The sequence below is a fragment of the Streptomyces sp. NPDC037290 genome (genome assembly GCF_055603245.1).
On sequence record NZ_JBVJVZ010000003.1, the window covers coordinates 775,079 to 801,876 of the forward strand.

Annotated in this window: 21 protein-coding genes; 9 read left to right on the forward strand and 12 right to left on the reverse strand. The window is 72.6% G+C overall.

The window, feature by feature from the left end:
* Nucleotides 1–3 precede the first annotated feature (3 nt).
* A complete protein-coding gene (locus ACZ7HQ_RS14310; RefSeq protein ID WP_470988600.1) occupies nt 4–495 on the reverse strand; it encodes a phosphatase domain-containing protein in 492 nt (163 codons plus the stop codon).
* 79 nt (nt 496–574) lie between these two features.
* On the opposite strand from ACZ7HQ_RS14310, the gene ACZ7HQ_RS14315 reads away from it, so the two are divergent.
* From ACZ7HQ_RS14315 to ACZ7HQ_RS14325, 3 genes are all read left to right on the forward strand, one after another.
* Nucleotides 575–1,579, forward strand: a complete 1,005-nt coding sequence (locus ACZ7HQ_RS14315) for an LLM class flavin-dependent oxidoreductase (protein ID WP_470988603.1) — start codon at nt 575–577, stop codon at nt 1,577–1,579.
* 74 nt (nt 1,580–1,653) lie between these two features.
* On the forward strand, nt 1,654–1,848 hold the full coding sequence (locus ACZ7HQ_RS14320; protein WP_470988606.1) for an antitoxin: 195 nt from the start codon (nt 1,654–1,656) through the stop codon (nt 1,846–1,848).
* Between the two features lie 28 nt (nt 1,849–1,876).
* On the forward strand, nt 1,877–4,228 hold the full coding sequence (locus ACZ7HQ_RS14325) for an ATP-binding cassette domain-containing protein (protein ID WP_470988611.1): 2,352 nt from the start codon (nt 1,877–1,879) through the stop codon (nt 4,226–4,228).
* 28 nt (nt 4,229–4,256) lie between these two features.
* On the opposite strand, the gene ACZ7HQ_RS14330 is transcribed toward ACZ7HQ_RS14325, so the two are convergent.
* The 5 genes from ACZ7HQ_RS14330 to ACZ7HQ_RS14350 all read right to left on the reverse strand — a co-directional run bounded on the left by ACZ7HQ_RS14330 (nt 4,257) and on the right by ACZ7HQ_RS14350 (nt 9,415).
* On the reverse strand, nt 4,257–5,129 hold the full coding sequence (locus ACZ7HQ_RS14330; protein WP_470988614.1) for a lysophospholipid acyltransferase family protein: 873 nt from the start codon (nt 5,127–5,129) through the stop codon (nt 4,257–4,259).
* The gene (locus ACZ7HQ_RS14335; RefSeq protein ID WP_470988617.1) at nt 5,129–5,899 is read right to left on the reverse strand and encodes a GNAT family N-acetyltransferase; all 771 of its coding nucleotides are present in this window, start codon (nt 5,897–5,899) and stop codon (nt 5,129–5,131) included. Before ACZ7HQ_RS14335 ends, ACZ7HQ_RS14330 begins: the two co-directional genes overlap by 1 nt.
* A 147-nt stretch (nt 5,900–6,046) precedes the next feature.
* Nucleotides 6,047–6,796 carry a succinate dehydrogenase/fumarate reductase iron-sulfur subunit gene (locus tag ACZ7HQ_RS14340; RefSeq protein WP_470988620.1) on the reverse strand — a complete coding sequence of 250 codons (750 nt, stop codon included), beginning with the start codon at nt 6,794–6,796 and terminating at the stop codon, nt 6,047–6,049.
* Nucleotides 6,793–8,742 carry a fumarate reductase/succinate dehydrogenase flavoprotein subunit gene (locus ACZ7HQ_RS14345; protein WP_470988622.1) on the reverse strand — a complete coding sequence of 650 codons (1,950 nt, stop codon included), beginning with the start codon at nt 8,740–8,742 and terminating at the stop codon, nt 6,793–6,795. Before ACZ7HQ_RS14345 ends, ACZ7HQ_RS14340 begins: the two co-directional genes overlap by 4 nt.
* 1 nt (nt 8,743) lies before the next feature.
* Nucleotides 8,744–9,415 (reverse strand): succinate dehydrogenase, encoded by a 672-nt coding sequence (locus tag ACZ7HQ_RS14350; RefSeq protein ID WP_470989005.1) that lies wholly within the window; start codon nt 9,413–9,415, stop codon nt 8,744–8,746.
* Nucleotides 9,416–9,535: 120 nt separating this feature from the next.
* Here ACZ7HQ_RS14350 and ACZ7HQ_RS14355 point away from each other — a divergent pair, with 120 nt between their 5' ends.
* Complete coding sequence (locus tag ACZ7HQ_RS14355; RefSeq protein ID WP_470988627.1) at nt 9,536–10,420, forward strand: LysR family transcriptional regulator; 885 nt, start codon at nt 9,536–9,538, stop codon at nt 10,418–10,420.
* Nucleotides 10,421–10,484: 64 nt separating this feature from the next.
* The gene (locus ACZ7HQ_RS14360; protein WP_470988630.1) at nt 10,485–13,301 is read left to right on the forward strand and encodes a hypothetical protein; all 2,817 of its coding nucleotides are present in this window, start codon (nt 10,485–10,487) and stop codon (nt 13,299–13,301) included.
* A gap of 7 nt (nt 13,302–13,308) precedes the next feature.
* Here the strand turns inward: ACZ7HQ_RS14360 and ACZ7HQ_RS14365 are convergent, their stop codons facing one another.
* The 3 genes from ACZ7HQ_RS14365 to ACZ7HQ_RS14375 all read right to left on the reverse strand — a co-directional run bounded on the left by ACZ7HQ_RS14365 (nt 13,309) and on the right by ACZ7HQ_RS14375 (nt 17,521).
* On the reverse strand, nt 13,309–15,453 hold the full coding sequence (locus ACZ7HQ_RS14365; protein WP_470988633.1) for a putative bifunctional diguanylate cyclase/phosphodiesterase: 2,145 nt from the start codon (nt 15,451–15,453) through the stop codon (nt 13,309–13,311).
* On the reverse strand, nt 15,450–16,262 hold the full coding sequence (locus ACZ7HQ_RS14370; protein ID WP_470988636.1) for an SAM-dependent methyltransferase: 813 nt from the start codon (nt 16,260–16,262) through the stop codon (nt 15,450–15,452). Before ACZ7HQ_RS14370 ends, ACZ7HQ_RS14365 begins: the two co-directional genes overlap by 4 nt.
* Before the next feature lie 308 nt (nt 16,263–16,570).
* Complete coding sequence (locus ACZ7HQ_RS14375; RefSeq protein WP_470988639.1) at nt 16,571–17,521, reverse strand: SCO0930 family lipoprotein; 951 nt, start codon at nt 17,519–17,521, stop codon at nt 16,571–16,573.
* Nucleotides 17,522–17,808: 287 nt separating this feature from the next.
* Between ACZ7HQ_RS14375 and ACZ7HQ_RS14380 the strand changes: the two genes are divergently transcribed.
* Together ACZ7HQ_RS14380 and ACZ7HQ_RS14385 are read left to right on the forward strand one after the other, a co-directional pair.
* Complete coding sequence (locus tag ACZ7HQ_RS14380) at nt 17,809–18,375, forward strand: hypothetical protein (RefSeq protein ID WP_470988643.1); 567 nt, start codon at nt 17,809–17,811, stop codon at nt 18,373–18,375.
* 32 nt (nt 18,376–18,407) lie between these two features.
* Complete coding sequence (locus ACZ7HQ_RS14385) at nt 18,408–19,172, forward strand: bestrophin-like domain (RefSeq protein WP_470988646.1); 765 nt, start codon at nt 18,408–18,410, stop codon at nt 19,170–19,172.
* A gap of 90 nt (nt 19,173–19,262) precedes the next feature.
* Here the strand turns inward: ACZ7HQ_RS14385 and ACZ7HQ_RS14390 are convergent, their stop codons facing one another.
* Complete coding sequence (locus ACZ7HQ_RS14390; RefSeq protein ID WP_470988649.1) at nt 19,263–20,018, reverse strand: hypothetical protein; 756 nt, start codon at nt 20,016–20,018, stop codon at nt 19,263–19,265.
* Nucleotides 20,019–20,351: 333 nt separating this feature from the next.
* Here ACZ7HQ_RS14390 and ACZ7HQ_RS14395 point away from each other — a divergent pair, with 333 nt between their 5' ends.
* A complete protein-coding gene (locus tag ACZ7HQ_RS14395; protein WP_470988652.1) occupies nt 20,352–21,032 on the forward strand; it encodes a class F sortase in 681 nt (226 codons plus the stop codon).
* Between the two features lie 37 nt (nt 21,033–21,069).
* Here ACZ7HQ_RS14395 and ACZ7HQ_RS14400 read toward each other — a convergent pair whose 3' ends face one another.
* The gene (locus tag ACZ7HQ_RS14400) at nt 21,070–21,906 is read right to left on the reverse strand and encodes a polysaccharide deacetylase family protein (protein ID WP_470988656.1); all 837 of its coding nucleotides are present in this window, start codon (nt 21,904–21,906) and stop codon (nt 21,070–21,072) included.
* Between the two features lie 168 nt (nt 21,907–22,074).
* Between ACZ7HQ_RS14400 and ACZ7HQ_RS14405 the strand changes: the two genes are divergently transcribed.
* Nucleotides 22,075–23,562 carry an MFS transporter gene (locus tag ACZ7HQ_RS14405; RefSeq protein WP_470988659.1) on the forward strand — a complete coding sequence of 496 codons (1,488 nt, stop codon included), beginning with the start codon at nt 22,075–22,077 and terminating at the stop codon, nt 23,560–23,562.
* Here ACZ7HQ_RS14405 and lysX read toward each other — a convergent pair.
* Nucleotides 23,516–26,794: a bifunctional lysylphosphatidylglycerol synthetase/lysine--tRNA ligase LysX gene (gene lysX / locus ACZ7HQ_RS14410; RefSeq protein WP_470988662.1), complete on the reverse strand. Its 3,279-nt coding sequence runs from the start codon at nt 26,792–26,794 to the stop codon at nt 23,516–23,518. The two genes, ACZ7HQ_RS14405 and lysX, sit on opposite strands and share 47 nt — an antisense overlap.
* Nucleotides 26,795–26,798: the final 4 nt, after the last annotated feature.

A 26,798-nucleotide genomic window follows, 5' to 3' on the forward strand; every position in this document is an offset into this window, starting at 1 on the left:
CCGTCAGGTACGCCCTTCGCGTTCCTGCGCCTCCTCCAGCGCGGCGGACTTGGCCGCCCAGCGGGCCCGCACCACGGTGAACCCGGCGCGTTCGGCGTCGTCGCACACCAGCTCGTCGTCGTCCACGAGGACCCGGACCTCCCGGTCCCGCGCGAGCCGGCGCAGGATCTCCAGCTTGGTGAACCGGGCCGGTCTGCGGTCGGCGTTGCTCCGCATGTACACCCGCCCCTCGGGCAGCCCGTGCCGCGCGAGCCACTCCAGGGTGTCCGGGCGGTAGCGCTCGGGACGGCCCGTGAGATAGACGACCTCGCACTCCCGGGCGCTGTCCGCCGCGAGCGCCACCCCTTCGGCGAGCGGCGCGTCCTCGGGCGCGGCGGCGAAGAACGCGCCCCAGTTCCGCGGCCGGCCCTCCAGGAAGTGCTGCCGGTGGGCGGTGTCGGCCAGGGTGTTGTCGAGGTCGAACACGGCGAGCGGAAGCCCGTTGCTGTCGGTCACGGGCCCACCCTAGCCAGGGACCCGGGACTCATGGCAACGCCCCGGGGAATCCCCTGCGTCCCACGGCGTTGAACCCTGCGTGAGCAGCACAGTGATCGCCCGGACCCGGTTCTCCGTCCTCGACCGTTCCCGCACCCGCGCGGGCCGCCCGCCCGCCGAGGCCCTGCGGGACACCGTGGCGCTGGCGAGGGAGGCGGAGGCGCTCGGCTATCACCGCTTCTGGGTGTCCGAGCACCACGGCGTGCCGGGCGTCGCCGGTTCCGCGCCGACCGTGCTCGCCGCCGCGGTCGCCTCGGCCACCCGTACGATCCGGGTCGGCACCGGCGGCGTGATGCTGCCCAACCACCAACCGCTCGTCGTCGCCGAGCAGTTCGGTGTCCTGGAGTCCCTGTTCCCCGGCCGGATCGACATGGGGCTCGGGCGTTCCGTCGGCTTCACCGACGGGGTGCGCAAGGCCCTCGGCAGGGACAAGGAGGTCGCCGAGGACTTCGCGGGACAGCTCGGCGAGTTGCTGGGCTGGTTCGAGGGCGGTTCGCCGGCCGGGGTGCGGGCACGCCCGGCGGAAGGGCTGCGGGTGCCGCCGTTCGTGCTGGCCATGGGCGAGGGCGCGCGGATCGCGGCGCGTGCCGGACTGCCGATGGTGATCGGCGACCTGCGCGGCCGCGAGAAGATGCTGCGCGGCATCGAGGAGTACCGCTCCCTGTTCCGCCCGTCCCCGTGGGCGTCCGAGCCGTACGTCGTGATCTCCGGCACGGTCGCGGTCGCCGGCACCGAGGCACAGGCGCGGCGGCTGCTGGTCCCGGAGGCCTGGGCGATGGCGTACGCGCGGACCCACGGCACCTTCCCGCCCCTCGCGCCGGCCGAGGAGACCGAGGCCCGCCCGATGACGGTCAAGGAGCGCGGCTTCTACGAGGCCTCACTCGCCGGTCACCTCGCCGGCACCGGGGAACAGGTCGCCCACGAACTGGAGACGGTGCTCAGGGAGACCGGCGCGGACGAGGTCCTGATCACCACCAGCAGTTACGACCGTACGGCCCTGCTGGACTCCTACCGGCGGCTCGCCGCACTGTTCGGGGCCCGCTGAAGGGCTCGGGATGCGAACCCGGCCGGGGCCGGTGACCCTGGGAAGGGAAGCCTCAAGCGACGAGGAGGGCTGCCATGTCCTTCATGGACAAGATCAAGGGCATGCTCAAGGGCCATGAAAGCATGGCCGACAAGGGCATCGACAAGGGCGGCGACTACGTCGACCAGCGCACCGGCGACAAGTACCGCTCGCAGGTCGACACCGGACAGGACAAGCTGAGGGACGAGTTCGGCACCCGCCCGAACCGGGACAACCCGCCGCAGTCGTAGCGCACGGGGGCGGATAGAGTTGCCCCTCATGCACAGCCCCCACGACCCGCAGGACCCCTGCATCCGCGTACGCGGAGCCCGTGAGCACAACCTCAGGGGCGTCGACGTGGACATCCCGCGGGACGTACTGGCCGTGTTCACCGGCGTGTCCGGCTCGGGGAAGTCGTCCCTGGCGTTCGGCACGATCTACGCCGAGGCGCAGCGGCGGTACTTCGAGTCGGTCGCGCCGTACGCGCGCCGGCTGATCCACCAGGTCGGGGCGCCCAAGGTCGGCGAGATCACCGGGCTGCCGCCCGCGGTCTCGCTGCAGCAGCGCCGCTCGGCGCCCACCTCGCGCTCCTCGGTGGGCACGGTCACCAACCTCTCCAACTCCCTGCGCATGCTGTTCTCGCGCGCCGGGGACCGCCCGCCGGGCGCGCAGCGGCTCGATTCCGACGCGTTCTCGCCGAACACGGCGGCCGGTGCCTGCCCGGAGTGCCAGGGCCTCGGGCGGGTGCACCGCACCACCGAGGAGTTGCTGGTGCCGGATCCCTCGCTGTCCATCCGCGAGGGAGCCATCGCCGCCTGGCCCGGCGCCTGGCAGGGCAAGAACCTGCGGGACATCCTCGACACGCTCGGCCACGACGTGGACCGGCCCTGGCGCGAGCTGCCCGCACGGGAACGGGAGTGGATCCTGTTCACGGAGGAGCAGCCGGTCGTCACCGTCCATCCGGTGCGGGAGGCCGACCGCATCCAACGGCCGTACCAGGGCACGTACATGAGCGCCCGGCGCTATGTGCTGAAGACCTTCTCGGACACCAGGTCCGCCTCCCTGCGGGCGAAGGCGGAACGCTTCCTGACCAGTGCGCCCTGCCCTGTCTGCGGTGGCAGCCGGCTGCGGCCCGAGGCGCTTGCGGTGACCTTCGGCGGCCGGACCATCGCCGAACTGGCCGCGCTGCCGCTGACCGACCTCGCCGCGCTGCTCGAGGACAGCGGCGAGGGCGGCACCGAGACCGCCCGGGTCCTCACCCGGGACCTCACATCCCGGATCGCACCGGTGGTCGAGCTCGGCCTCGGCTACCTCAGCCTCGACCGCTCCACCCCCACCCTGTCGGCGGGCGAGCTGCAACGGCTGCGACTGGCCACGCAGTTGCGCTCCGGGCTGTTCGGCGTGGTGTACGTGCTGGACGAGCCGTCCGCCGGGCTGCACCCGGCGGACACCGAGGCCCTGCTGACCGTGCTGGCGCGGCTGAAGGCCGCGGGCAACTCGGTGTTCGTGGTGGAGCACCACCTGGAGGTGGTGCGCGGCGCCGACTGGCTGGTGGACGTGGGCCCCGGCGCGGGCGAGCACGGCGGGCGCGTGCTGTACAGCGGGCCGCCGGCCGAACTGGCGTCGGTCGAGGAGTCGGCGACGGCCGCCTTCCTCTTCGACGAGGCGCCGGGGCCGCCGCGTGAAGTCCGCCCGGCGCGCGGCTGGTTGAAGGTGGGTCCGGTGACCCGGCACAACCTGCGCGGCGTGACGGCCGAGTTCCCGCTCGGCGCCTTCACCGCCGTCACCGGGGTCTCCGGGTCCGGAAAGTCCACGCTGATCGGCGAGTTGACGCAGGACCTGGAGGGCGTGGACCGGCTGGTCCGGGTCGACCAGAAGCCGATCGGCCGCACCCCGCGCTCCAACCTGGCCACCTACACCGGTCTGTTCGACGTCGTGCGCAAGGTGTTCGCCGAGACGGAGGAGGCGCGGACCCGCGGGTACGGCGTCGGCCGCTTCTCGTTCAACGTGGCGGCCGGGCGCTGCGAGACGTGCCAGGGCGAGGGTTTCGTCAGCGTCGAGCTGCTCTTCCTGCCGAGCACCTACGCGCCCTGCCCCGAGTGCGGTGGCGCCCGCTACAACCCCGAGACGCGGGAGGTGACGTACCGGGGACGGAACATCGCGGAGGTGCTGGACCTGACCGTGGAGGGGGCCGCGGAGTTCTTCGCGGACGTCCCGGCCGCCGTCCGCAGCCTCGGCACGCTGCTCGACGTGGGCCTCGGCTACCTGCGGCTCGGCCAGCCGGCGACCGAGCTGTCCGGCGGCGAGGCCCAGCGCATCAAGCTGGCGAGCGAGCTGCAGCGGGGCCGCCGCGGCCACACGCTCTACCTGCTGGACGAGCCCACGACCGGGCTGCACCCGGCCGACGTGGAGGTGCTGATGGACCGGCTGCACGGGCTGGTCGACGCCGGGCACACGGTCGTGGTGGTCGAGCACGACATGACGGTCGTCTCGGGCGCCGACTGGGTGATCGACCTGGGCCCCGGCGGGGGTGACCGGGGCGGGCGGATCGTGGCGTCGGGGCCGCCGGAGCGCGTGGCGCGGGCGGCGGGGAGTGTCACGGCGCCTTATCTGGCTCGGGTGATGCCCTGACACGGGTGAGTGCCGGCTTGACGTCGCTCTACCGCGGCACCGTGGTGGCCGGTCGCGCGGTTCCCCGCGCCCCTGCGGGGCGCCCCTGCCCGGCGTCCGCCACCAGGGCGGCGTGGGTCCAGGCAGGCTCGGCGGCGACCGGCTGGGCCACTGTGGCGAGCGCACGGCGGTCGGGGTGGGCGTCCGGTGCGATCAGCGGTCGTACCTCCACTTCGGCGATCAAGCCACGGGTACGGGCCACCCGCCACAGGGAGGCGAGCAGGGTGTCCTCGCCGACGAACGCGGCGACGGTGCCGGTCGTGCCGCCCTCCTGTGTGTAGCGCAGCCGCACCGGCTGCACGGGCACGCCCGCGTCGAGCGCGGCCTGGAAGACGGCCCGGTGGAAGCGGCCGTGGGCGCGCCCGCACCAGGTGCTGCCCTCGGGGAACGCGGCCACCGCCGCGCCCGCCCGCAGCGCCTCGGCGATCCGGGCGACCGTCTCGGGCAGGGCGCGGATCCGGTCCCGCTCGATGAACAGGACCCCGCCGCGTGCGGCCAGCGCGCCCGCCACCGGCCACTGCCGGATCTCGGTCTTGGCGAGCATCCGGGCGGGCCGTACGGCGGTCAGCAGCGGGATGTCCAGCCACGAGACGTGGTTGGCGACCAGCAGCAGCCCGCCCGCCGGTGCGGCGGCACCGGTGAACCGCACCCGGACGCCGATGGCCCGCACGATCGCCCGGCACCACCGCCTGACCCACTCGGCGGGGACCCTCCCGCCGAGCGGGGACAGCGCGATCCCGGCCAGCACCAGGACCGCGACCGCGGCCAGCCGCAGCACGGCCCGGGGCAGGGCTGCGGCGGCCGGGGCCGGCTCCACACAGGCGCCCGGGGTGCAGGGCGCGCTGGGCAGCCAGACGCTCATCAGGCCGGCACGAGGGAGAGGAAGTGCCGCAGATAGCGCGCGTTCACCCGGCGCATCGGCAGCAGCACGTACAGGTCGGCGACCCCGAAGTCCGGGTCGTGCGCGGGCTCGCCGCACACCCACGCACCGAGGCGGAGGTAGCCGCGCAGCAGAGCGGGCAGCTCGCTGTGCCCGGCCGGGACCCCGGCGTTCGGGGTCCACGGCAGCAGCGGCCGTACCCGGAACTCCTCGGGTGCCAGGTGCTTGGCGCGCACCCGCTCCCAGGTGGCCGTCGCCAGCGTGCCGCCGTCGGCGAGCGGCACCGAGCAGCAGCCCGCCAGCCACTCGTGCCCGCGGTCGACCATGTAACGGGCTATGCCGGCCCAGATCAGACCGATGACGGCGCCGTCGCGGTGGTCGGGGTGCACACAGGAGCGGCCGACCTCGACCAGCCCGGGACGGATCGGGTCGAGGGCGGACAGCTCGAACTCACCCTCCGAGTAGTGCCGCCCGGCGACCGCGGCCCGCTCCGGCGGCAGCAGCCGGTAGGTGCCGACGACCTGCCCGGTCACGGTGTCCCGGACGAGCAGGTGGTCGCAGTAGGCGTCGAAGGCGTCGACGTCGAGTCCCGGCTGCGGCGTGGCCAGCAGGGCTCCCATCTCACCGGCGAAGACGTCGTGCCGCAGCTGCTGGGCGGCCCGCACCTCGTCCTCGTTGCGGGCGAGGGCGACGGTGTAGCGGGTCGGTGCCGCGGGCTGTGGGGGGCGGTCGAGGGTGGAAACGCCGGTCATGGCTCACTCCTGGTCACGGGCCGGTTCGGCGACAGGGTCGGCGGGCCGGTGAGGCACGGCCCGCCGCTCCTGTTCTTCCGATGCCGGTTGGCCTGCACGTGACCGGCGCCAGGAGAGCGGATGTGGGAATGCTGAACGCCGGGGTCCCTACCTCTTCCCCACCTTGCGGGTGGCCCTCAGCCACTCCTTGTTCATGCTGGTGATCGACACCAGCGGAATGCCCTTCGGGCAGGCGGTCGCGCACTCGCCGGTGAGCGTGCACCCGCCGAACCCCTCCGCGTCCATCTGCGCCACCATGTCCAGCACCCGCGTCTCCCGCTCGGGCGCCCCCTGGGGCAGCACATTGAGGTGGTTGACCTTGGCGGAGGTGAACAGCATCGCCGCCCCGTTGGGGCACGCGGCCACGCACGCCCCGCAGCCGATGCACTCCGCGTGCTCGAAGGAGAAGTCGGCGTCGGCCTTGGGCACCGGCGTGGCGTGCGCCTCCGGCGCGGATCCGGTCGGCGCGGTGATGTAACCGCCGGCCTGGATGATCCGGTCGAAGGCCGAACGGTCCACGACGAGATCCCTGATCACCGGGAAGGCCGCCGCGCGCCACGGTTCGATGTCGATCGTGTCGCCGTCCTCGAAGGACCGCATGTGCAGCTGGCAGGTGGTGGTCCGCTCCGGCCCGTGCGCCTCGCCGTTGATCACGAGGGAACACGCGCCGCAGATGCCCTCGCGGCAGTCGTGGTCGAAGGCGACGGGCTCCTGCCCGGACAGGATGAGCTGTTCGTTGAGGACGTCCAGCATCTCCAGGAACGACATGTCGGAAGAGATGCCGTCCACCTCGTATGTGGACATCGCTCCGTCGGCGTCGGCGTTCTTCTGGCGCCAGACGCGCAGGGTGAGCTTCATGCGTAGCTCCGCTGGGTGGGATGGACGTACTCGAAGACCAGGTCTTCCTTGTGCAGGACGGGTGCCGCACCGCTGCCGGTGAACTCCCAGGCCGCCGCGTAGCCGAACTCGTCGTCCCTGCGGGCGGCCTCGCCGTCGGGGGTCTGGGACTCCTCGCGGAAGTGGCCGCCGCAGGACTCGGCGCGGTGCAGCGCGTCGAGGCACATCAGCTCGGCGAGCTCCAGGTAGTCGACGATCCGGTTGGCCTTCTCCAGCGACTGGTTGAACTCCTCGCCGGTGCCGGGCACCTTGATGCGCCGCCAGAACTCCTCGCGGATCTGCGGGATGCGCTCCAGGGCCTTGCGCAGCCCGGCGTCGGTGCGGGCCATGCCGCAGAACTCCCACATCAGCTCGCCGACTTCACGGTGGAAGGAGTCGGGGGTGCGGTCGCCGTCGACGGACAGGAGCAGGTTGAGCCGGTCCTCGGTCTCGGCCAACACCTCCTGCACCACGGGGTGTTCGGCGGTGACGGGATCCTGGTGGGGATTGCGGGCCAGGTAGTCGTTGATGGTGGCGGGCAGCACGAAGTAGCCGTCGGCCAGGCCCTGCATCAGCGCGGAGGCTCCGAGCCGGTTGGCGCCGTGGTCGGAGAAGTTGGCCTCGCCGATCGCGAAGAGGCCGGGGACGGTGGTCTGGAGGTCGTAGTCGACCCACAGGCCGCCCATGGTGTAGTGCACGGCCGGGTAGATCCGCATCGGCACCTCGTACGGATCCTCGTCGGTGATCCGCTGGTACATGTCGAAGAGGTTGCCGTACTTGGCCTCGACCGCCTTGCGCCCCATCCGCCGGATGGCGTCGGCGAAGTCCAGGTAGACGCCCTGCCCGGCGGGGCCCACTCCCCTGCCCTCGTCGCAGACGTTCTTCGCGGCGCGGGAGGCGATGTCCCGCGGGACCAGGTTGCCGAAGGACGGGTAGATGCGTTCCAGGTAGTAGTCGCGCTCGTCCTCGGGGATCCGGTTCGGCGGGCGGCTGTCGCCCTTGGCCTTCGGCACCCAGATCCGGCCGTCGTTGCGCAGCGACTCGCTCATCAGCGTCAGCTTGGACTGGTGGTCGCCGGTGCGCGGGATGCAGGTCGGGTGGATCTGCGTGAAGCAGGGGTTCGCGAAGTACGCGCCGCGCCGGTGCGCCCGCCAGATCGCGGTCGCGTTGGAGTTCATGGCGTTGGTCGACAGGTAGAAGACGTTGCCGTAACCGCCGCTGGCGAGTACGACGGCGTCCGCGAAGTACGTGTCGATCTTCCCGGTGATCAGGTCGCGGGCGACGATGCCCCGCGCCCTGCCGTCCACGACGATCAGGTCCAGCATCTCGGTGCGCGGGTGCATCTCCACGTTGCCTGCGGCGATCTGCCTGCTGAGGGCCTGGTACGCGCCCAGCAGCAGCTGCTGGCCCGTCTGGCCGCGGGCGTAGAAGGTGCGGGAGACCTGGACACCGCCGAAGGACCGGGTGTCGAGCAGACCGCCGTACTCGCGGGCGAAGGGCACGCCCTGGGCGACACACTGGTCGATGATCTCGACCGAGATCTGCGCGAGCCGGTGGACGTTGGACTCGCGCGCCCGGAAGTCTCCGCCCTTGACGGTGTCGTAGAACAGCCGGTGGATCGAGTCGCCGTCGTTGCGGTAGTTCTTCGCCGCGTTGATGCCCCCTTGCGCGGCGATGGAGTGGGCGCGGCGCGGGGAGTCCTGGTAGCAGAACTGGACGACGTGGTAGCCCTGTTCGGCGAGGGTGGCACCGGCGGAGCCGCCGGCCAGGCCGGTGCCGACCACGATGACCGTGTGCTTGCGCCGGTTGGCGGGGTTGACCAGCTTGGCCTCGAAGCGGCGCTTGTCCCAGCGCTCGTGGATCGGGCCGGACGGGGCCTTGGAGTCGGTGACCGGCTCGCCCGTCGCGTAGTTCACGTATTCGGTCATGTCAGCTCACCACTCCGGTCATGACGCCCACGGGTACGGCGATGAAACCGGCCGTGAGCAGCAGCGCGAGGACGTTGGCGACGGTCTTCAGGGCGCGGTCGCGGGCGCGGCTGCCGACGCCGAGGGTCTGTGCGGCGCTCCAGAAGCCGTGCCGGATGTGCAGGCCGAGCGCGAGCATCGCGACGATGTAGATGACGTCGCCGTACCAGGTGGAGAAGGTGTCGACCACGTTCTGGTACGGGTGGCCCGCCTGGAAGCCGCCGGAGTGCACGGTGCCGGTGGTCAGGTCCAGGATGTGCCAGACGATGAACAGGCCGAGGATGACGCCGCCCCAGCGCATGGTGCGGGTGGCGTAGTTCGCCCGGGGCCTTGAGTGCACGTACTTGCTGGGCCGCGCCCTGATGTCGCGGCGGCTGAGCTGGTACGCGGAGGTGGCGTGGGCGGCCACGGCGACGACGAGGACGATCCGGATGAGCCAGAGCGTCCATTCGTAGTGCATGAAGGGTTCGCCGACGGTGCGCAGCCAGTGGGCGTAGTGGTTGAACTCGCCCGCCCCGAAGTAGATCTTCAGGTTCCCGATCATGTGCGCCACCAGGTACAGCAGCATGATCAGGCCACTGACGGCCATCACGGTCTTCTTGCCGACGGAGGAGTCCCACATCGTGCGCGCCATGGACGGCCGTCGGTCCGTCCGCGTTGCCAGAGCCATGGAACAGCACGCTAGGGGCGGAGGAGCCGATCGGTCCAAGACATGGTCCAGCTCGTTTCCATAGCCGCTGGCTATCATTGCCGTATGCAGTTCCAGCAGCTCCAGTACTTCGTCGCCGTCGCCGAGACCCGGCACTTCACCCGCGCCGCCGAGCTGGTGCATGTCGCCCAGCCGTCGCTGTCGCAGCAGATCAGGACACTGGAGCGGGAGCTGGGCGCCGACCTGTTCCTGCGCGCGCGGGGCAACATCACGCTCACCGACGCCGGCGAGGCGCTGCTGCCGCTGGCCCGGCGGATCCTGGCCGACGCGGACACGGCCCGGTACGAGGTCCAGGAGCTGGTGCAGCTGCGGCGGGGCCGGGTGCGGCTGGGGGCGACGCCGAGTCTGTGCACGGGCCTGCTGCCGGACGTGCTGCGGGCCTTCCACGACCGCTATCCCGGTATCCAGCTGCTGATCGAGGAGGGCGGCTCGCACGACCTGGTGCGGGAGCTGGCGCGCGGCGCCCTCGATCTCGCGCTGATCGTCCTGCCGCTGCCCACGCCGGCGCCCGCGCTGTCGACGGTGGAGCTGCTGCGGGAGGAGCTGGTGGTGGTCTCCTCGCCCGAGGCGCCGGCCCCCGGCCGGGGTGGCCGGACGGTGGACATCGCCGATCTGGAGGGCGCGCGGCTGGTGATGTTCCGGCACGGCTACGACCTGCGGGAGCTGACCGTGGCGGCGTGTCGCTCCGCCGGGTTCGAGCCGGAGTTCGCCGTCGAGGGGGGCGAGATGGACGCGGTGCTGGGGTTCGTGCGGGCCGGGCTGGGCGTGGCCGTGGTACCGCGGATGGTGGCCACGCGGGCCGGGCTGGGGCTCAGGGTGACGCCGCTCGCCCGTCCCGGGTTGCACCGGACGATCGCGCTCGCGCACCGCAGCGACGTGGCTCCGCCGAGGGCTGCGCGGGAACTTCAGCGGATGCTCCTGGAACGCTGAAGTCGCCTCCCGCGGAGGCCGGTCGGCTCTACAGTGGCGCGGCGGGCATGGGAGGGGGAAGCCGGTGCCGGGGGTTGGGGTGGTGGTCGTCCGGCGCGTCCGGATGCTGGGTGCGCTGCTGGCCGTCGGGGCTGCCGTGGTGTGCCTGGTGGGGGCATGTGCGCAGTGGGCCGACGGACTGGTGACGCAGGACCGGGCGTACATGCGACTCACGGACAAACAGGAAAAAATGGCGTCCCGGCTGGTCGAGAGGGCGGACGACCTCGCCCCCGACGTCCGGCCCGGCAAGGGCAGCAGTGGGGAGATCGCCGTGCAGATCCGGCGTGGACGCGCCGGTCGCTGGGAGTTCAGCACCGTCTACCGGCTGCGGTTGCGGGCCTCGGACCCGCTCACCGAGCATCTGCGGAAGTACCCCCCCCCCCCAGGAATCGGATCGGTGGTCGACATGCTGCCCGGCGGCTTCGAGACGAGCCGCAACTCCAGGCTCTTCGGCGGGTCCGGCGACGGGCACCCTTCGTGGTGCACGCTGACCCAGCGGCCCGGCAGCCCCTGGGTGACGGTCAGCGCCGAGCACACCGATGCCCGCAGCAGACCGGCGGCGGACGTGCTCCTCACGCTTTCCCTGAGTGGCCCGTTGACGGACGCCGAGGGCCACAAGGTGGCCTGGCCGGCCGGTTCCTGGTCCTGGAGTCTGCGCACGCCCGCCGGCTGGTACTTACGGTTGGTGGGACGCCCGGACGTGCAGACCGACCACTCGGTCACGTTCCGGGACATCACCGCCGCGCACGCCGCCGTGCTCCTCTCCGGCAGCGCACAGCCCGTGTACCTGGTTCCGCCGGGTGCCGATTCCTCCGGAGCCCGGCCGGCGGACGGCAAGGCCCTGATCACAGCGGCGGCCCTGCTCACGACGGCACTCGCCGCCCTGTACGCCAGTGCCCGGGCGTCCACGGGCCCCGCCCGACGGCGTGCGCTGCTGTGGGCCGCCGGCCTCACCTTCCTGCCGCTGGCCGGCACGGTGCTGGCCCTGCCGTTGTGGTTCTTCTCCACCGGTGTGTGGGACGGCGCCTCCTGGTTGCACGTGGCCCGCCAGTACGACAGCACCGCCGTGTTCTACGTGGGCCTGGCCGGGGAGATGCTGCTGCAGGGAGCTCTCCTCGCCCTGGGCCTGTTCACCCTTCCCCTGCTCATCGCGTACGCGCTGTACGGTCCGCGGCGGCCGGGCGCGCCGGCGCTGAGGCCGCCACTGCTGCTGGCCCTGCCGGCGGCGGCCCTTCCGGTGACAACCGTGGTGATGGGCGGCGGCCGGTGGCTGCGGCCCGGACTGGCCTGCCTGGCGGCCGCGTCGGCGGTCGCGGCGCTGGTCGGTCTCGCGCTCCGGCTGTGGCCGGCCGGGAGTCCGCTGCGCCGCTGGGCCGGCCCGGCGGCCGTCGTCACCGGGGCGACGGCCGCGGCGGCGGTGTGCCTGCAGTCCCTGCCGGCGTCGCTCCTCCTCGACACGGAGCGGCCTTACGACCCGGCCCTGCTGTACTCCCCCGGCGCCGTCCTGGGCTCCGGTCCCCTGACGTACCTGCTGCTCGTACCCTGGGCCGGTCTGCTCCTGCTGCTCCTGCGCCGGCTCGTCCGCCCCGTCGCCCGGCTGCCGCGGGGCACGCTCATCGGCCTGGTGCCCCTGCTGATCACGGTCCTGCTGCCGTGGTGGGCGACGCCTCCCGACGGCACGCCCCACGGCGGCGGCCCCTTCCCCGCCGTGCTCATCGGTCTCGTCGGCGAGACACCGGGCACCGACGTCACGCTCGGAGTCCGCGTCCTGGCCCCGGCCCTGCAACTGTGCTGGCTGGCCGCCACCGTCGCCCTGATCGCCCATATGAGCAACTGCGGCCGGAATCAGGGCCGCTGGGCGCCCTCCGCGCGGACCTCGGGTGCCGCCCTGCTGCTCCTCGCGGCCGCCGCCCCGGTCGTCGGCGACCCCGAGAGCCAGCTCCCGCACGCCACCACGGCGGGTGCGCTGCTCGCCGCCTGGGGCGGTACCCGGCTCCTGCTCCCCCGGGGCCGCCGCGCCCGGGCCGAGCGGCTGCACGCCCTCTCCGGCGCCGCGCACACGCGCCTGACGCACTCCCTCGCCCGGTCCCTGCTCTACGCCGAGGGCAGGCACCGATTCCTCACCGCCTCCCGGGGAAACCTCGGGGACGCCAGTGTGCGGCCCGAGGAGTGGGAGCGGACCTGGCGGAGCCTGCGCGGCCCGACGGCGGCCGACGCGGCCCGGGAGACGGCCCGGCTGCGGTCGGTGGCGCTGGGCGGGTCGGGTGGCTGGCCGGCCTGGTCGAACGGGGTTGCCGCCGCTGCCGCGTCCGCGGTGCTCACGCTGCCGTGGACCGCCTGGCCGTCCTGGCGGGGACGCGGCTACAGCGGCCTGCTGGAGGTGGTGACCGTCGCGGGCGGCACGACGTGCGTGTGGCTGGCGCACGGGTTCGTCTACGGCTACCTGTACCCGTGGATCCGCGGCAGCGGGCCGGTGGCCAAGGCGGGCCGGCTGTTGGCCGCGATGGCCCCGGTCCAACTGCTGCTGCTGTGGCCGCGGCTGCGGCTGCCGCTCGACCAGGCGGTGCTGACCGTCTTCCTGCTGCTCGCCCAGACCGCGGTGCTCGCGCTCGGGCTCGCGCTGTACTGGGAGGTCCGCCTGGTGCACCGGGCGGACCTGCTGTGGGGTCACGTCCGCAACTTCCGCCGGCTCTCCTCCCTGGCCGCGCCGGTCAGCACGGTACTGGTCGCCGCGGTGACGGCGGCCGTGACCGTGCTCGCGACCGCCTGGGCGGACCAGCTGACGACACCGCAGACGCCGCCGCGTCCGGCCCCGTCGGAGACCGCCACCACGCAGCCGTGAGACCCGTTCAGCCCGTCGCGTCCACCAGAGCCAGGTCGTGCAGGCGCTCGGGTGGACCCGGCCTCGCGTAGTACCAGCCCTGGGCCGTGTCGCAGCCCAGTATCCGAAGCTGTTCCGCCTGGACGCCGGTCTCCACACCCTCGACGGTGACCGCGAGGTCCAGGCTGTGTGCCAGGGACACGATTCCCTCGACGATCTTCAGGTCGACGGGGTCGGCGGGGAACTGCTGCATGCCCCGGGTGAAGGAGCGGTCCAGTTTGAGGATGCGCACCGGCAGGCGGCGCAGGTTGGCGAGATTGGAGTAGCCGGTGCCGAAGTCGTCCAGGGCGATGTCGACGCCCATCTCGGCGAGCCGGTGCAGGGGTTTGAGCAGGTCGTCGTCGGCGCCGATGAGCGCGGACTCGGTGACCTCCAGGCACAGGGCTTCCGGCGCCACCCCGGCCCGTTCCAGGATGTCGACGGTGTCCTGGACCAGGCGCGGATGGCTGAGCTGGCAGGGTGACAGGTTGACGTTGATGCGCAGCGGCCCGGCGGCCTCGTCCTCGCCGTGCCGTTCTCGCCAGGCGCGGGCCTGCCGGATGGACTCCTCCAGGACCCAGCGGCCGAGCGGGACGATGAGGCCGGTGTGTTCGGCGAGCGGGATGAAGCGGTCGGGGCCGAGCACGCCGTGCTGCGGGTGCAGCCAGCGGACCAGGGCCTCGGCGCCGCGCACGCTGCCGTCGCCGAGGTGGACGAGCGGCTGGTACTCGATGAAGAACTCGCCGCGTTCCAGGGCCGTCGGGAGGGCCGTGGTCAGACCGTGGCGGGTGATGGCGCGGGCGTCGGCCTCGGGGTCGGCGAGCTCGGAGCGGTTGCCGCCAGCCGACTTGGCCCGGTACATGGTGATGTCCGCACTGCGCAGCACCTCGGCGGCGGTGCGCTCGCCGGCCGGGCCCTCGACGATGCCGAGGCTGCCGCGCACCATCAGGTCCCGGCCGTCGATGCTGATCGGGGTGATCAGGGCGTTCATGATGCGCTCGGCGAGCTCGTCCACGGTGCGCGCCGTGCCGGGGCCGGTGGTCAGGGCCACGAACTCGTCGCCGCCGAGCCGGGCCACCATCTCGCCGGGCGCGGTCGCGCAGGACTGCAGCCGGTCGGCGACCTCCACCAGCAGCCGGTCGCCGGCCGCGTGCCCCAGGCTGTCGTTGACGGTCTTGAAGCCGTCCAGGTCGAGGTAGCACAGGCCGAAGCGCTGGCCCTCGCCCGCGTTCAGCACCTTCTCCAGGCGCTCGAAGAACAGCGTGCGGTTGGGCAGGCCGGTGAGCGCGTCGTGCGTCGCCTCGTAGCGCAGCCGGAGGTTGAGCAGCCGGCGCTCGGTGGTGTCCTCCATCAGCGCGAGCTGGTACTGCGGCCTGCCGTCGGCGTCCCGCAGCAGGGAGACCGTCAGGTTGGTCCACAGGACCGTGCCGTCGGGCCGGTTGAAGGCCTTCTCGAGGTGGTAGTGCTCGCGATCGCCGCGGACGAGTTCGTCGTAGAGCTTCCAGGTCTGCGGCGCGTCCTCGGGGTGCACCCAGTCCTGGACGCGGCGGCCGCGCAGGGTGGGCTCGGAGAGCGCGAACATGCGCAGCAGCGCCCTGTTGACCTGCAGGACGTTGCCGTCGAGGTCGGCGATGCCGATCCCTATGGCCGCGCCCTCGAAGACCGCGCGGAAGCGGGCCTCGCTGGCGTGCAGTGCCTGTGCGACCAGGCCCTGCGCCTCCAACGCGGCCTGGGCGATGGACTCCTGCTCGGCGAGCGTGCGCCGGCGCAGCGCCTCGGCGTACCCGGCGGCCATCGCGTGCTGCAACCGCGAGGAGCGCATGCGGGGTTCGTCCTGCGGGCCGTCCTCGGCGCAGTACAGCACCAGATAGGCGTCGACGCAGTCCAGGGTCCGGGCGAGCGCCTCGGGGTCGGTGCAGTGCGCGTCGACCAGCGCGGCGCCGACCGTCTTCGCACCGTCGGCGTCGAAGCCGTGCGCGCGCAGCAGCTCGCTCAACCGGCGTGCGAGCGGCAGCAGTTGTTCCTCGAACTCGGCCCGGGTCAGCGACGTGGAGGTCACCGGGTAGACCGCGCGGCTCCAGATCGTCGTGAACCGGCGCAGTCTGTCCTCCGGCCCGTCCGGCTCGGCGCTCACGCCGTACGCCCCACGCCGGCGAATCCGGAGAAGGCGAACGGGTCCTCGTCCTCCGGCGCCGCCTGGGGGCGCCAGTGCGGCATCGGCACCAGTCCCGGTTCCACCATGTCGTACCCCTCGAAGAACCGCGCGATCTCGTCGCGCGAGCGCATGATCAGCGGGTTGCGAATGTCCTTGTATACGTCCACCGCGCCCTCGGCCCGCTCGGCGGGCACCGGGATTCCCTCGTACGAGGCATGGGTGAGGATCAGCAGGCTGCCGGGCGCGAGCGCGTCGCGCAGCCCGGCCACCGCAGCGTAGGGGTCGTCCGCGTCTTCCACGAAGTGCAGTATGGCAACGAGGAGGAGCGCGACCGGCCGGTTCAGGTCGATCAGCCGCTCCACCTGGGGACTGGACAGGATCTCCTGGGGCTTGCGCAGGTCCGCGGCGACCACGTCCGCGGCGTCGTTGCCCGCGAGTACCGCCTGGCTGTGCGCGACGGCGACCGGGTCGTGGTCGACGTAGCCCACGCGTGCGCCCGGCACGGCCGCCTGGGCCACCTCGTGGACGTTGCCGAAGGTCGGGATGCCGGAGCCGATGTCGAGGTACTGGGTGATGCCCTCACCGGCCGCGAAGCGCACGGCGCGGCGCATGAACGCCCGGTTCGCCTGCATGATCTTCGGCAGGCCCGGCATGAACTCCATCGCCTTGCGGGCCGCTTCCCGGTCCACCTCGAAGTTGTGCGAACCGCCCAGGTAGTAGTCGTAGATCCGCGAGACGCTCGGCACCGAGATGTCGATGCTGCGGGGGGCCCAGGCGGGGCGCTCCATGTATCACTCCAGAGGCAGACGGCAGGGGCAGGCGATCCGGTGTTCGAGCAGAGGCTACTGATCGCCCGGCAAAGGAGCGACCCGAACCGGAAATTGACCGTCCGTTCCCGGTCACTGCCTGCGCAGTCGCTGTCGCGTGTGCCGGGGTTTGCCCGTCTTGCGAGTGCGGCGTCGCGGAGGGCCGGCCGCGCACATCCGCGCGCCCCTTCGGACGCGCGGAAAGGTCCGCCCCCTCCGTGCGGTGCGGAGGGGGCGGACCAGCGGTGGCGCTCCGGGCCGGGCGGGGCGATCGACCCTGGGGAGGTGATCTAGTTGCCCGGCGCGCCGACCGGCTTGCCGTCGGGCGAGACGGCGTACCAGGTGCCGCCGACGCCCTGACCGTTGGTGTCCCCGGGGGCCTTGTCGCCGGAGAAGGTGTAGATCGGCCAGCAGTTGACGGTCATCTGCTTCACGCCGTCGGGACGGATGAAGCCCATCAGGCCCTTCTTCTTGACGCCCTTGGTGTCCTCGGGCTTGACGATGCCGACGGCCGGCCACTTCTCCAGGCAGGCCCCGGTGCAGTTCGAGACGGACTTCGGCCAGGCCTTGTCCTTCAGGAAGCGGTAGACCGTCCTGCCGTTCTTGTCCACGACGATGTCGCCGAGCTTGGGGTCCTTGCGCACGGACAGGCCCGGCAGGGAGGCCAGGGAGGCCTTCTTGCCGTTCGGGGCGAGCGCGAACCACTTGCCGCCCACGCCCTGGCCGTTGACGTCACCGGCGTTGACGTCCTTGGCGTAGCGGTAGGCGGGCCAGCCGCCGATGGTGAGCTGCTTGGTGCCGTCGGCGCGGGTGACCTCGCCGATCAGCGCCTTGTCGATGCCGGCGCTGGCGTCGTCGGCGGGCACCGGCGGCCAGGTGGTGGCGCAGTCGCCGGCGCAGTTCGACTTGGGCGGATCGGCGGTGTCCTGGTCGAACCGGTACAGGGTGAGGCCGGAGCCGTCGGTCAGTACGTTGCCCAGGTCGGGGTTGGCGGCCACGGTCAGCTTGCCCGCGGGGGCGGACTGCGCCGGGGAGCTGGAGGCCTGGTTGCCGTCGGCACCGTAGCCGTTGCCCGTTCCGGTGCCCGCACCGGTGGTCGGGCTGCCCGCGGGCGCGGTGGCCCCGACGTTCTGGGCCGCCGACGCCGGGGTGGTGCTGTTGCCCTGACCGCACGCCGTCGTCAGCGCCAGCACCGAGGCGGCCGTGGCCACCAGTGAGGCGGTCCGCCATGAGGTCTTCATTTCCAACTCCCCATCATCGCCTGGATGTTGCAGCGACCTGCCGGGCCGCCCGCACGGCCATGGGTACGCACCGAGGGGGGCGCAGCGTTCAACGCGGAGGGCAAGTTCTTCGGGAATTTCTTTCCGGATCCTGTGACTGGTGCGGCGGCAGGGGCTCGTACGGGCGTACATGTCCGCCAACGGCACACTTCACTGATTCAAACCGTTGATCGCCCGATGTCCCCCCTTCGGAGCAATCCGGTCGCACTACGGCGTACGACCTGGTTCGGCAGCCCATGATCTTCGTCGTGCATGGACCCGAAGTGACCCGATGCGCGCCCGCCGCACGGGCGTTGGCCCTGGTGACGCTGACCTGGACCCTGGTGGGCTGCCCGGCCGGCAGCGCGTCGGCGGACGCCTGTGCGTACGCCTCCACGGGCCCGGACGGCACGGCGGCGGTGGCCTATGCCGGCGACCGCCACTGGCCGGTCCCACCGCCGTGCCCGGAACCGACCCCCACGCCCACGCCCACCCCCACGCCCACGCCGCCCCCGGTGCCGAAGCCGCCCCCGCCGAAGCCGACTCCGAAACCGGCACCGAAACCGGCACCGCGCCCGGCGCCGCACCCCAGGCCGAAACCGAAGCCGCCGGCCCGGCCCGCCCCGGCGCCGCCGGCACCGCGGCCGACGCCCACCCCCACGCCGACGCCGCCCCCGAGGCCCACCCCGCGGCCCCTGGTGACCCGGGTGAGTTATCCGGCGTACCGTCCGCATCCGACCGCGCACACCGCACCCGACCACACCACGCCGGTCACCTACGTCCTGCTCATCACCGTCCCGGCGATCGTCGCCGTCGCGGCCCTGCGCCCGCGCTGACGCGCCGGCATCCTCACTTCTGGAGGCACCTGTTGTCGGATTGGCTTGTTCTCGTCCTGGCGATGCTGGGGGCCTGTGCCGTGGTGATCGTCATCACCCTCGTACGGCACAAGCGGGCCCCCGAGGACGAGGATCCCAACGAGACCCCTGACGTCATCGAGTACATGACGATGTGGATCGGCGTCGTGTACGCCATCGTCCTGGGTCTGGCCATCGCGGGCGTGTGGGAGGCCCGCAGTTCCGCCCAGGACCACGTGCAGTCCGAGGCCCAGGCGCTGCACGAGATCTCCGAGCGGGTCCGGGTCTATCCGACCGAGGTCCGTGAGCGGATCCGGGACGATGTCACCGCCTATGCCACCTATGTCGTGCACCACGAGTGGAAGACGATGGCCGACGACGGGCGGGTCACCGACCGCGGCGCCGAACTGCTGCAGAAGGTCCGCCAGGACGTCACCGACTACCAGCCGAAGAACGACTTCGAGGCACAGGCCTACCAGCCGGTGCTGGACCAGATCACCGCCGCCGACCAGGCGCGCAACGCACGCGCCGACTCCACCGGTGCCACCATGCCGCCGGTGGTGTGGTGGGGCCTGCTCACCGGGGCGCTGATCACCATCGGCATGGTGTTCGCGCTGCAGATCCGGCGCACCCGACGCGAGTTGGTCCTGGCCGGGCTGTTCTCCGCGACCATCGCGTTCATGCTGTTCCTCATCTGGGACTTCGACGCCCCCTACAGCCGGGGCATCGCGGTGACCGCGGAACCGTTCGTGAACCTCTTCCCGGGCATCGGCGGATAGTCCCCGCGAGGGCCGCGTCCGGCCGCTCGTCACTGACCGCCGTCGCCCCGGCTCCCTGGAGGGACCGGGGCGACGGCCGCGCCGGCCCTGTCAGATCCGGCCCTCGTTCCGCCGGCGGAACCAGAACGTGCCGCCCCCGAGGACGGCGGAGGCCAGGAGACCGCTGCCGATGGCCATGTCGGCCGGTGTGGCACCGGTGGAGACGCTGCCGCCGAAACCGCCCTGGACGCCACCGATGACGGTGAACGCGTCGGGGCGGGTCAGGGATCTGCCGTCGCAGCGCACCGTGATGGAGTACTGGCCGGGACGGGCGTCGTGGTCGATCCAGGTCGTGCCGCGCGACGTGTCGTCGCTGAACGGGTTGAGCTGGGTGGGAGGGAAGACGCGGGAGGTGGCGGTGCCGCCGCGGCAGCCCTCCACGGTGATGGTGAGCCGGGCGCCGGCCGTGACCGTGTGGGGCGTGGCGAAGATGTCCCGGGGACCCCGGAAGTCGTCGCCCCGGCCGCCATGCTCACCGAATTCGTCGCCCCGGCCTTCACCCCGGCCCTCACCGCGGCCCTCACCGCGGCCCCGGCCCTCACCGCGGCGACCGTCGTTGTTGAAGTGACCGTTGATGTTGAAGTTGCCGCTGAAGCCGCTGTCCGGGGACAGGCCCGCGCCGGGCGCCACGCCGACGCCGGGCGCCACCCCCACGCCGGGCGCCACGCCCGTGCCTGGGGCCACCCCCACGCCGGGGTTGGACGGGCCGCCGCCGTTGCCCATGCCGTCCGCGACGGCCACAGGGGCGGCGAGCCCGAGAGCGGCGATCGCGGTGCACGCCGCCGCCAGGGCACGTTGGTTTCGCATGTGATCCTCCGCGGGAGGCGCCCCGGGTCCCGTCCCCGGTGGATCGGCGAGAAAACACCTCCCGGGAAGACCCTCAAGCGCGCGGAACACGCCCGCATGTCGAGAATGGTCCGTCCTGGTGAGGCGACACGCCGAACCAAAAGCACACAATCTGATATTCCTGCAGGTCACGGACCGTCAGAAAATTCCTGGGAACGGCAACTCGGATGGCGCACCACAGGGCCCGCGAGCCACCCGTTCGCCACTTGCCCCGCCGACCGGCCCCTGCGCGGGATTTAGCGTTTTCCCATGCGCGATGGGCGTGGCGACGACCGTGTCGAGAGGGGATGGCCAATGTCTGCGTCCGAGCTGTCCAAGCTGTCCGAGCTTGCCGAAGCGGAGGAGCGGCGGAAAAGGCGCGCCCCGTGGGGTGTGATGGCGCTTCTTGTGCTGACCGGCCTCGCGCTCATCCGCAACGGTTCAGGGGAGTTCGACGTCAGTCCTCCGCAACCCGCTTCGGCGGCGGCCCCGGACACCCGTACCGGCATGGGTACGTTCACCGCGGGTCCGACGCCGCTCGCCTTCTCCGCCGTCGACCGGGTCAGGATTCCCGCGATCCAGGTGGACGCCCCGGTCACGCCCGTCGGCCTGGACGCGAACGGCTGGGTCGCCGCGCCCCCGCCCGAGGACCCCAACCTGGCGGGCTGGTTCACGGGTACGGTCTCGCCCGGCGAGAACGGCACCGCCGTCATCGTCGGACACGTCGACAACAAACAGGGCCCCGCCGTGTTCTACGGACTCGGCGCCCTGAAGAAGGGAAACCGCATCGAGGTCCTGCGCAACGACGGAAGGACCGCGGTGTTCGAAACCTACGGCGTCGAGGTCTTCGCGAAGGCCAGTTTCCCCAGCGACCGGGTGTACGGCTCGAAGGGCGCACCGGAACTGCGGGTCATCACCTGCGGTGGCGGATTTTCCAAGCAGAACGGCTACGACGGAAACGTCGTCGTCTTCGCCCGCCTGGTCGCGGTGAACTGAACCACCGTGGCCCGGCGGGCGGTTCGCCCCGCCGTGCTCACACGCGTCTGCGCGGCACGGTCAGGTGGTATCCGGAGTCGAGGAGATACGGCAGCCATTCACGGATCGCGTGGACGGTCTGCGAGCGATCTCCCCCGGCGTCGTGCGAGAGCACCACGACACCGGGGGCGGCCCCGCTCTCCACCCGGTCGATGATGACGCGGGTACCCGGCGTCTCCCAGTCGGTGGTGTCGACCGTCCAGGCCATCGGCTCCATGCCCATCTCGGCGCCCAGCTGGAACGCGGCCCGGTTCCAGGCGCCGTAGGGGGCGCGGAACCACTGCGGGCGCTGGCCGTAGGTGTCCTCGATGATGTCGCTCGTGCGCTCCATCTCGGAGCGGATCTCCTTGCGGTTGAGCGTCGTCAGCAGCGGGTGCGTCCAGGTGTGGTTGCCGACGACATGGCCCTCCTCGGCCATCCGGGCCACCAGCTCCTTGTTCTCTACGACGCACTCGCCGCACACGAAGAACATCGCCCGCACGTCGTACTGGGCGAGGGTGTCCAGGATGTGCGGGGTGTAGTCCGGGTGGGGGCCGTCGTCGAAGGTCAGCATCATGTGCCGGCCGCGCCCGGAGATCCGCAGAATGGGCTCCTTGCGGACCTTCAGCTTGCTCGGCGCGGCACGCGGCGGTCCGTCACCGGTGAGCGGCTGGAGCCGGAAGGCGGACGACTTGAGCACCTGACGGGCCTGCGGGCCGGCGACGGGGGCGGCGGCACTCCCGGTGGTCTCGCCGGCGCCGCTCGCCAGGAAGGCTCCGGCCGTGCCCGCGGCCCCCAGCGCGGCGGCACCGGCGAGGAGCATCCGGCGCCGCGTGAAGAGCTGATCATTCTGCATGACTCATCAGTCGCCCCGCCGGTCTCCGGCGCACCGCAACGCCACGGCGCGGTCGCAGGAATGCACCCGGACGGCGGAGCACGGGGGCGGTGGTGGCCGGCCGCGCGCGCTTCTGATAGGCAGACACCCCACAACAACTGCCAGCGGGGACACGGGGGTCGAGCCGAAGTGGCCGCACACGGGGGAACGAACACGGGACCGGGCGGCGTACCGCGCGGCGCGCTCGCGGTGGTGCTGCTGGCCGCCGCCCAGTTCCTGGTCGTCTTCGACACGACGGCCTTCGCGGTGGCGCTGCCGTTGGTCGCGGCCGACCGGGGCATGACCCTCGCCGGACTGACCTGGCTTCTGTCCGCGTACAGCGTGTGTTTCGCCGCACTGCCGGTGCTCGCGGGGGCCCTCGGGAGGGCTTTCGGGCAGCGGCGGGTGCTGATGGGCGGACTCGCGCTGTCGAGTCTCGCCGCGGCGGCACCCGCGGTGTTCTCCGCCGCCTGGGTGCTGATGGCCTCGCGGGCACTGCAGGGCATCGCGGCGGCGGCGGTGACGGCCGGTGCGCTGGCCCTCATCGACGCGACGCATCCGGCCGGCCCGGGCCGGGACCGGGCGCTCAACGTGCACTTCACGGTCGTGGCCTGCGCCACTCCCGCGGCGCTCCTGCCGTGCACCCTGTTGCTGGACGCCGCGGAGACGGAGAACACGATCTTCTGGGTGCAGGCCGCCGCCGGGGCGCTGCTCCTGCTGCTGGTCCCGCCGGCGCTGGCCGAGTCCGCGCCCGAGCCCGCGGCCCGGCGCCGGGTGGGGGGTGTCGCGCTGGCGGTCGTTCCGCTGGGCTTCCTGGCCTGGTTCGCCGACTGGCTCGGGGACCGCAGCGTGTCCGCGACCACGGTCGTCGGCATCGCCGTCGCCGGCGCGCTGGTGCCGTCCGTGCTGGGCTGGTTCGGCCGCGGCGAGGGCATGCCGGAGCTGCTGTCCCGCCTGCACCGGGAGCGGGCGGCGTTCGGCGCGTACACGGTGGTGGCGCTGCTGGCCGCGTGCCTGTCCGGTGCCGTCCTCGTCCTCACGTACGCCCTGCAGGTGGTCGGTGGCCTCGCCCTGGTACAGGTCGGCTGGGCCCTGCTGCCCGCCGTCGCCGCGGTGGTGCTGGGCTGTCTGGCACTGCCCGGCCTCGCGGTCCGTGTCGGGCTCGGCGCCACGGTGGCCGCGGCCTCGGCCGTGGCGGCCGTCGGCTGCGTCCTGCTCGCTCTGCCGGGCGCGGGCTACCGGTCCGCGGACGTGCTGCTGCCGCTGCTGCTGATCGGCTTCGGCTGCGGTGTGCTCGCGCTGCCCGTGGGCTTCGCGCGGTCCGGGAGCGGTGCGCTGCCCCGGGGCCTGAACTCCTCCCGGCAGCTCGGCGCCGGCCTGGGCGCGTCGCTGTTCATCGGGATCGTCACGGTCGCCCAGCAGCGATGGGGGGCGATCGACATCTCCCGCACGAAGCAGTTCGAGACCTTCCTGTCGGGTGCGTTCCGCGACTGCTTCGAACTGGGGACGGCGCTGTGTGCCGCCGCCGCGGCGGTGGCCCTGTTCACGCTGCCCCGGCGCGCGGACCGGACGACCGCCCCGGACCCGGGCGTCAGCGGCGGCGCACCAGCGGGAACGGCAGGGTCTCCCGGATCGTGAGCCCGGTGAGGAACATCACCAGCCGGTCGACGCCGAGGCCGAGTCCGCCGGTCGGGGGCATCGCGTACTCCAGGGCCTGGAGGAAGTCCTCGTCCAGCTCCATGGCCTCCGGGTCGCCGCCGGCGGCCCGCAGTGACTGCTCGGTGAGCCGCCGGCGCTGTTCGACGGGGTCGGTCAACTCGGAGTAGGCAGTGCCCAGTTCGGTGCCGAAGGCGACCAGGTCCCAGCGTTCGGCGAGCCGCGGATCGGTGCGGTGCTGCCGGGTCAGCGGGGAGACGTCGGTGGGGAAGTCCTTGTAGAAGGTGGGGAGCCCGGTGCGCTCCTCGACGAGCCGCTCGTACATCTCGAGGACGATGTCCCCGGGCCCGTCGTCGGCGGTGTACGGCACCCCGGCCCGGTCACACAGCCGGTGCAGCCGCAGCAGTTCGGAGCCGGGGCCGATCTCCTCGCCCAGCGCCTCGGAGATCGCGCCGTAGACCGTCCTGACCGGCCATGGCCCCGAGATGTCGTACTCCTGCCCGTCCCTGCGGGCCACCGGGGAGCCGAAGGCGGCGGTCGCCGCGCCCTGGATCAGCTCGCGGGTGAGGTCGAGCATGACGCCGTAGTCGGCGTGGGCCTGGTAGGCCTCCAGCATGGTGAACTCGGGGTTGTGCTTGTAGGAGACGCCCTCGTTGCGGAAGGTGCGGCCGAGTTCGAAGACCTTCTCCAGGCCGCCGACGCACAGCCGCTTCAGATACAGCTCGGGGGCGATGCGCAGGTACATGTCCAGGTCGTAGGCGTTGATGTGGGTGGTGAAGGGGCGGGCGTTGGCGCCGCCGTGGATCTGCTGGAGCATGGGGGTCTCGACCTCGACGTAGCCGCGGTCCAGCAGGCCCTGGCGCAGCGCCTGTACGGCGGCGGAGCGGGCCCGGACCACGGCGCGGGCGGCCGGGCTGGTGGCGAGGTCGAGGTGGCGGCGGCGGACTCTCGCCTCGGGATCGGTGAGGCCGCGGCGTTTGTCCGGCAACGGGTGCAGGCACTTGCCGGTGAGCTGCCAGGAGGTGACGAAGACGGTGGGTTCGCCCTTGTCGCTGAGGCCGGTGTGGCCGGTGGCGGTGATGTGGTCGCCGATGTCGGTGCCGGCGGTGAAGCGGTCGAGGGCGCTACCGGAGGCGCTGCGGGTGAGGGCGATCTGGTGGTCGCCGGACCAGTCGCGCAGCACGGCGAAGACGATGCCGCCGAAGTCGCGCACCAGCATGAGCCGTCCGGCGACGGTGACGTCCGTGTCGGGGGGCACGTCGGCCAGGGCGTGGGTGGGTGCGGGGACCCCGACCGGGTAGGGGTCGGTGCCGGTGGCGCGCAGCCGGTCCAGTTTGCGGTGCCGGACGCGGACCTGTTCGGGCAGGCCCGCGTCCGGGGCGGCGGGCCCGGCCTGGTCCCCTCCGTCGAGGCCGAGCGCCGTCAGGGGCGGCAGGCCGGCTGTGGTGGCGGGCCGCTGCCCGGCCTTCGGGTGCCCCTTTCCCCAGAGTTTGCGCAACGACGGTACGGCGACGAAGCCTTCGGCGATGCCGGAGGCGACGCCGATACGGGCGAGGGAGGCGGTCTCGCCGTAGCAGATGAACCGCGGATACCACTCGGGGCGGTACTTGGCGTTGGAGCGGTACAGGGCCTCCAGTTGCCACCAGCGGGAGAAGAACAGCAGCAGGCGGCGCCAGAGCCGCAGGACGGGGCCCGCACCGATGCGGGCACCCTCCTCGAAGACGGACCGGAACACGGCGAAGTTCAGGGAGATCCGGCGCACGCCCAGCTTGGGGGCGGCCGCGCACAGTTCGGCGACCATGAACTCCATGACCCCGTTGGGGGCGGCGCGGTCACGGCGCATCAGATCCAGGGAGATGCCGTCGCGGCCCCAGGGCACGAAGGAGAGCAGGGCGAGGAGGCGGCCGTCCTCGCCGAGGGCCTCCACGAGCAGGCAGTCACCGTCGGCGGGGTCGCCGAGCCGGTCCAGGGCCATGGAGAAGCCGCGCTCGGTCTCGGTGTCGCGCCAGGCGTCGGCCTTGTCGACGATCTCCTCCATCTCCCGTTCGGTGAGGGTGGCGTGGCGGCGGATGCGGCAGGTGGCGCCGGTGCGCCGGACCCGGTGCGCGGCCTGCCGGGTCACCCGCATGTCGCGGCCGTCCAGGTCGAAGGCCGCCACGTGCACGATCGCCTCGTCGCCGAGCTGGAGGGCGCCGAGTCCGGCGCGGGCGTAGGCACGGGCGCCGTCCTCGGAGGCGCCCATCACGGCGGGCGCCCAGGCGTAGCGACGGGCCACGTCCAGCCAGGCGGCGATGGCGTGCGGCCAGGCCTCCGGGTCGCCGACCGGGTCTCCGCTGGCGAGGCAGACGCCGGCCTCGACGCGGTAGGTGACGGCGGCCTTGCCGCTGGGCGAGAAGACGACGGCCTTGTCGCGGCGGGTGGCGAAGTAGCCGAGGGAGTCCCGTTCGCCGTAGGCCGCGAGCAGGGCGCGGATGCGGGCCTCCTCGTCGTCGTGGAGGGCGGCTTCCAGGCGCTGGGAGCGGAACAGGGTGGTGGCGGCGTTGAGCAGGGCGAGGGCGCCGAGCAGGCCGAGCACGAACGTGACCTTGCGGGGCGGGCGGCCGGAGAAGGAGCCGGCCGAGACCAGTCCGCCGCACACCCGGTCGGCCGCCCAGGCCAGGTGCTGGCTCGCCGGCAGCGAGCCCGGGAACAGCAGGACGAGACCCCAGCCCAGCAGGATCGCCACGGCGAGCCCGGCCAGCAGTACACCGAGGGCCCGCCACAGGGCGGCGCGGCGCGAGGCGGCGTAGAACTCCCCGCGGGCCACGACGAGCAGGAGCAGCAGCAGGGCGCACAGCACCAGGGACGGCAGCGACTGGGCGTACAGGCCGAGGGCCACGCCGAGGACGTCGGTGAGGACGAGCACACCGAGATAGACGACGACCAGCCACCAGGCGATCTTCTTGCGGGCGGCGGTGGCGCCGGCCAGCAGGAACAGGAAGACGGCGTAGGCCAGATTGGCGCTGATCGGCACCAGCAGCAGGTCGAGGACCTGGGCGACCGGGCGGAGCAGCCGGCGCAGCGGTTCGATGAGCGCGAGCACGGCGCACAGCAGGCCGAGGGCGGCGAAGAGCGTCCCGAAGGCCTCGGGCACCCAGCCGAGGCGCCCGCCTGCGGCCGGGCGTATCGGGGCCGTCGGGTCCCTCCGGGCGTCGGGCTCGGCGCTGGCGGTCATGGTT

Bases quoted from the DNA above. Each gene is read 5' to 3' on its own strand.
- ACZ7HQ_RS14320 (WP_470988606.1), top strand. From the start codon at position 1,654: ATGTCCTTCATGGACAAGATCAAGGGCATGCTCAAGGGCCATGAAAGC.
- ACZ7HQ_RS14325 (WP_470988611.1), top strand. From the start codon at position 1,877: ATGCACAGCCCCCACGACCCGCAGGACCCCTGCATCCGCGTACGCGGA.
- ACZ7HQ_RS14330 (WP_470988614.1), bottom strand. From the start codon at position 5,129: ATGAGCGTCTGGCTGCCCAGCGCGCCCTGCACCCCGGGCGCCTGTGTG.
- ACZ7HQ_RS14335 (WP_470988617.1), bottom strand. From the start codon at position 5,899: ATGACCGGCGTTTCCACCCTCGACCGCCCCCCACAGCCCGCGGCACCG.
- ACZ7HQ_RS14340 (WP_470988620.1), bottom strand. From the start codon at position 6,796: ATGAAGCTCACCCTGCGCGTCTGGCGCCAGAAGAACGCCGACGCCGAC.
- ACZ7HQ_RS14345 (WP_470988622.1), bottom strand. From the start codon at position 8,742: ATGACCGAATACGTGAACTACGCGACGGGCGAGCCGGTCACCGACTCC.
- ACZ7HQ_RS14350 (WP_470989005.1), bottom strand. From the start codon at position 9,415: ATGGCGCGCACGATGTGGGACTCCTCCGTCGGCAAGAAGACCGTGATG.
- ACZ7HQ_RS14355 (WP_470988627.1), top strand. From the start codon at position 9,536: ATGCAGTTCCAGCAGCTCCAGTACTTCGTCGCCGTCGCCGAGACCCGG.
- ACZ7HQ_RS14370 (WP_470988636.1), bottom strand. From the start codon at position 16,262: ATGGAGCGCCCCGCCTGGGCCCCCCGCAGCATCGACATCTCGGTGCCG.
- ACZ7HQ_RS14375 (WP_470988639.1), bottom strand. From the start codon at position 17,521: ATGAAGACCTCATGGCGGACCGCCTCACTGGTGGCCACGGCCGCCTCG.
- ACZ7HQ_RS14390 (WP_470988649.1), bottom strand. From the start codon at position 20,018: ATGCGAAACCAACGTGCCCTGGCGGCGGCGTGCACCGCGATCGCCGCT.
- ACZ7HQ_RS14395 (WP_470988652.1), top strand. From the start codon at position 20,352: ATGTCTGCGTCCGAGCTGTCCAAGCTGTCCGAGCTTGCCGAAGCGGAG.
- ACZ7HQ_RS14400 (WP_470988656.1), bottom strand. From the start codon at position 21,906: ATGCAGAATGATCAGCTCTTCACGCGGCGCCGGATGCTCCTCGCCGGT.
- lysX (WP_470988662.1), bottom strand. From the start codon at position 26,794: ATGACCGCCAGCGCCGAGCCCGACGCCCGGAGGGACCCGACGGCCCCG.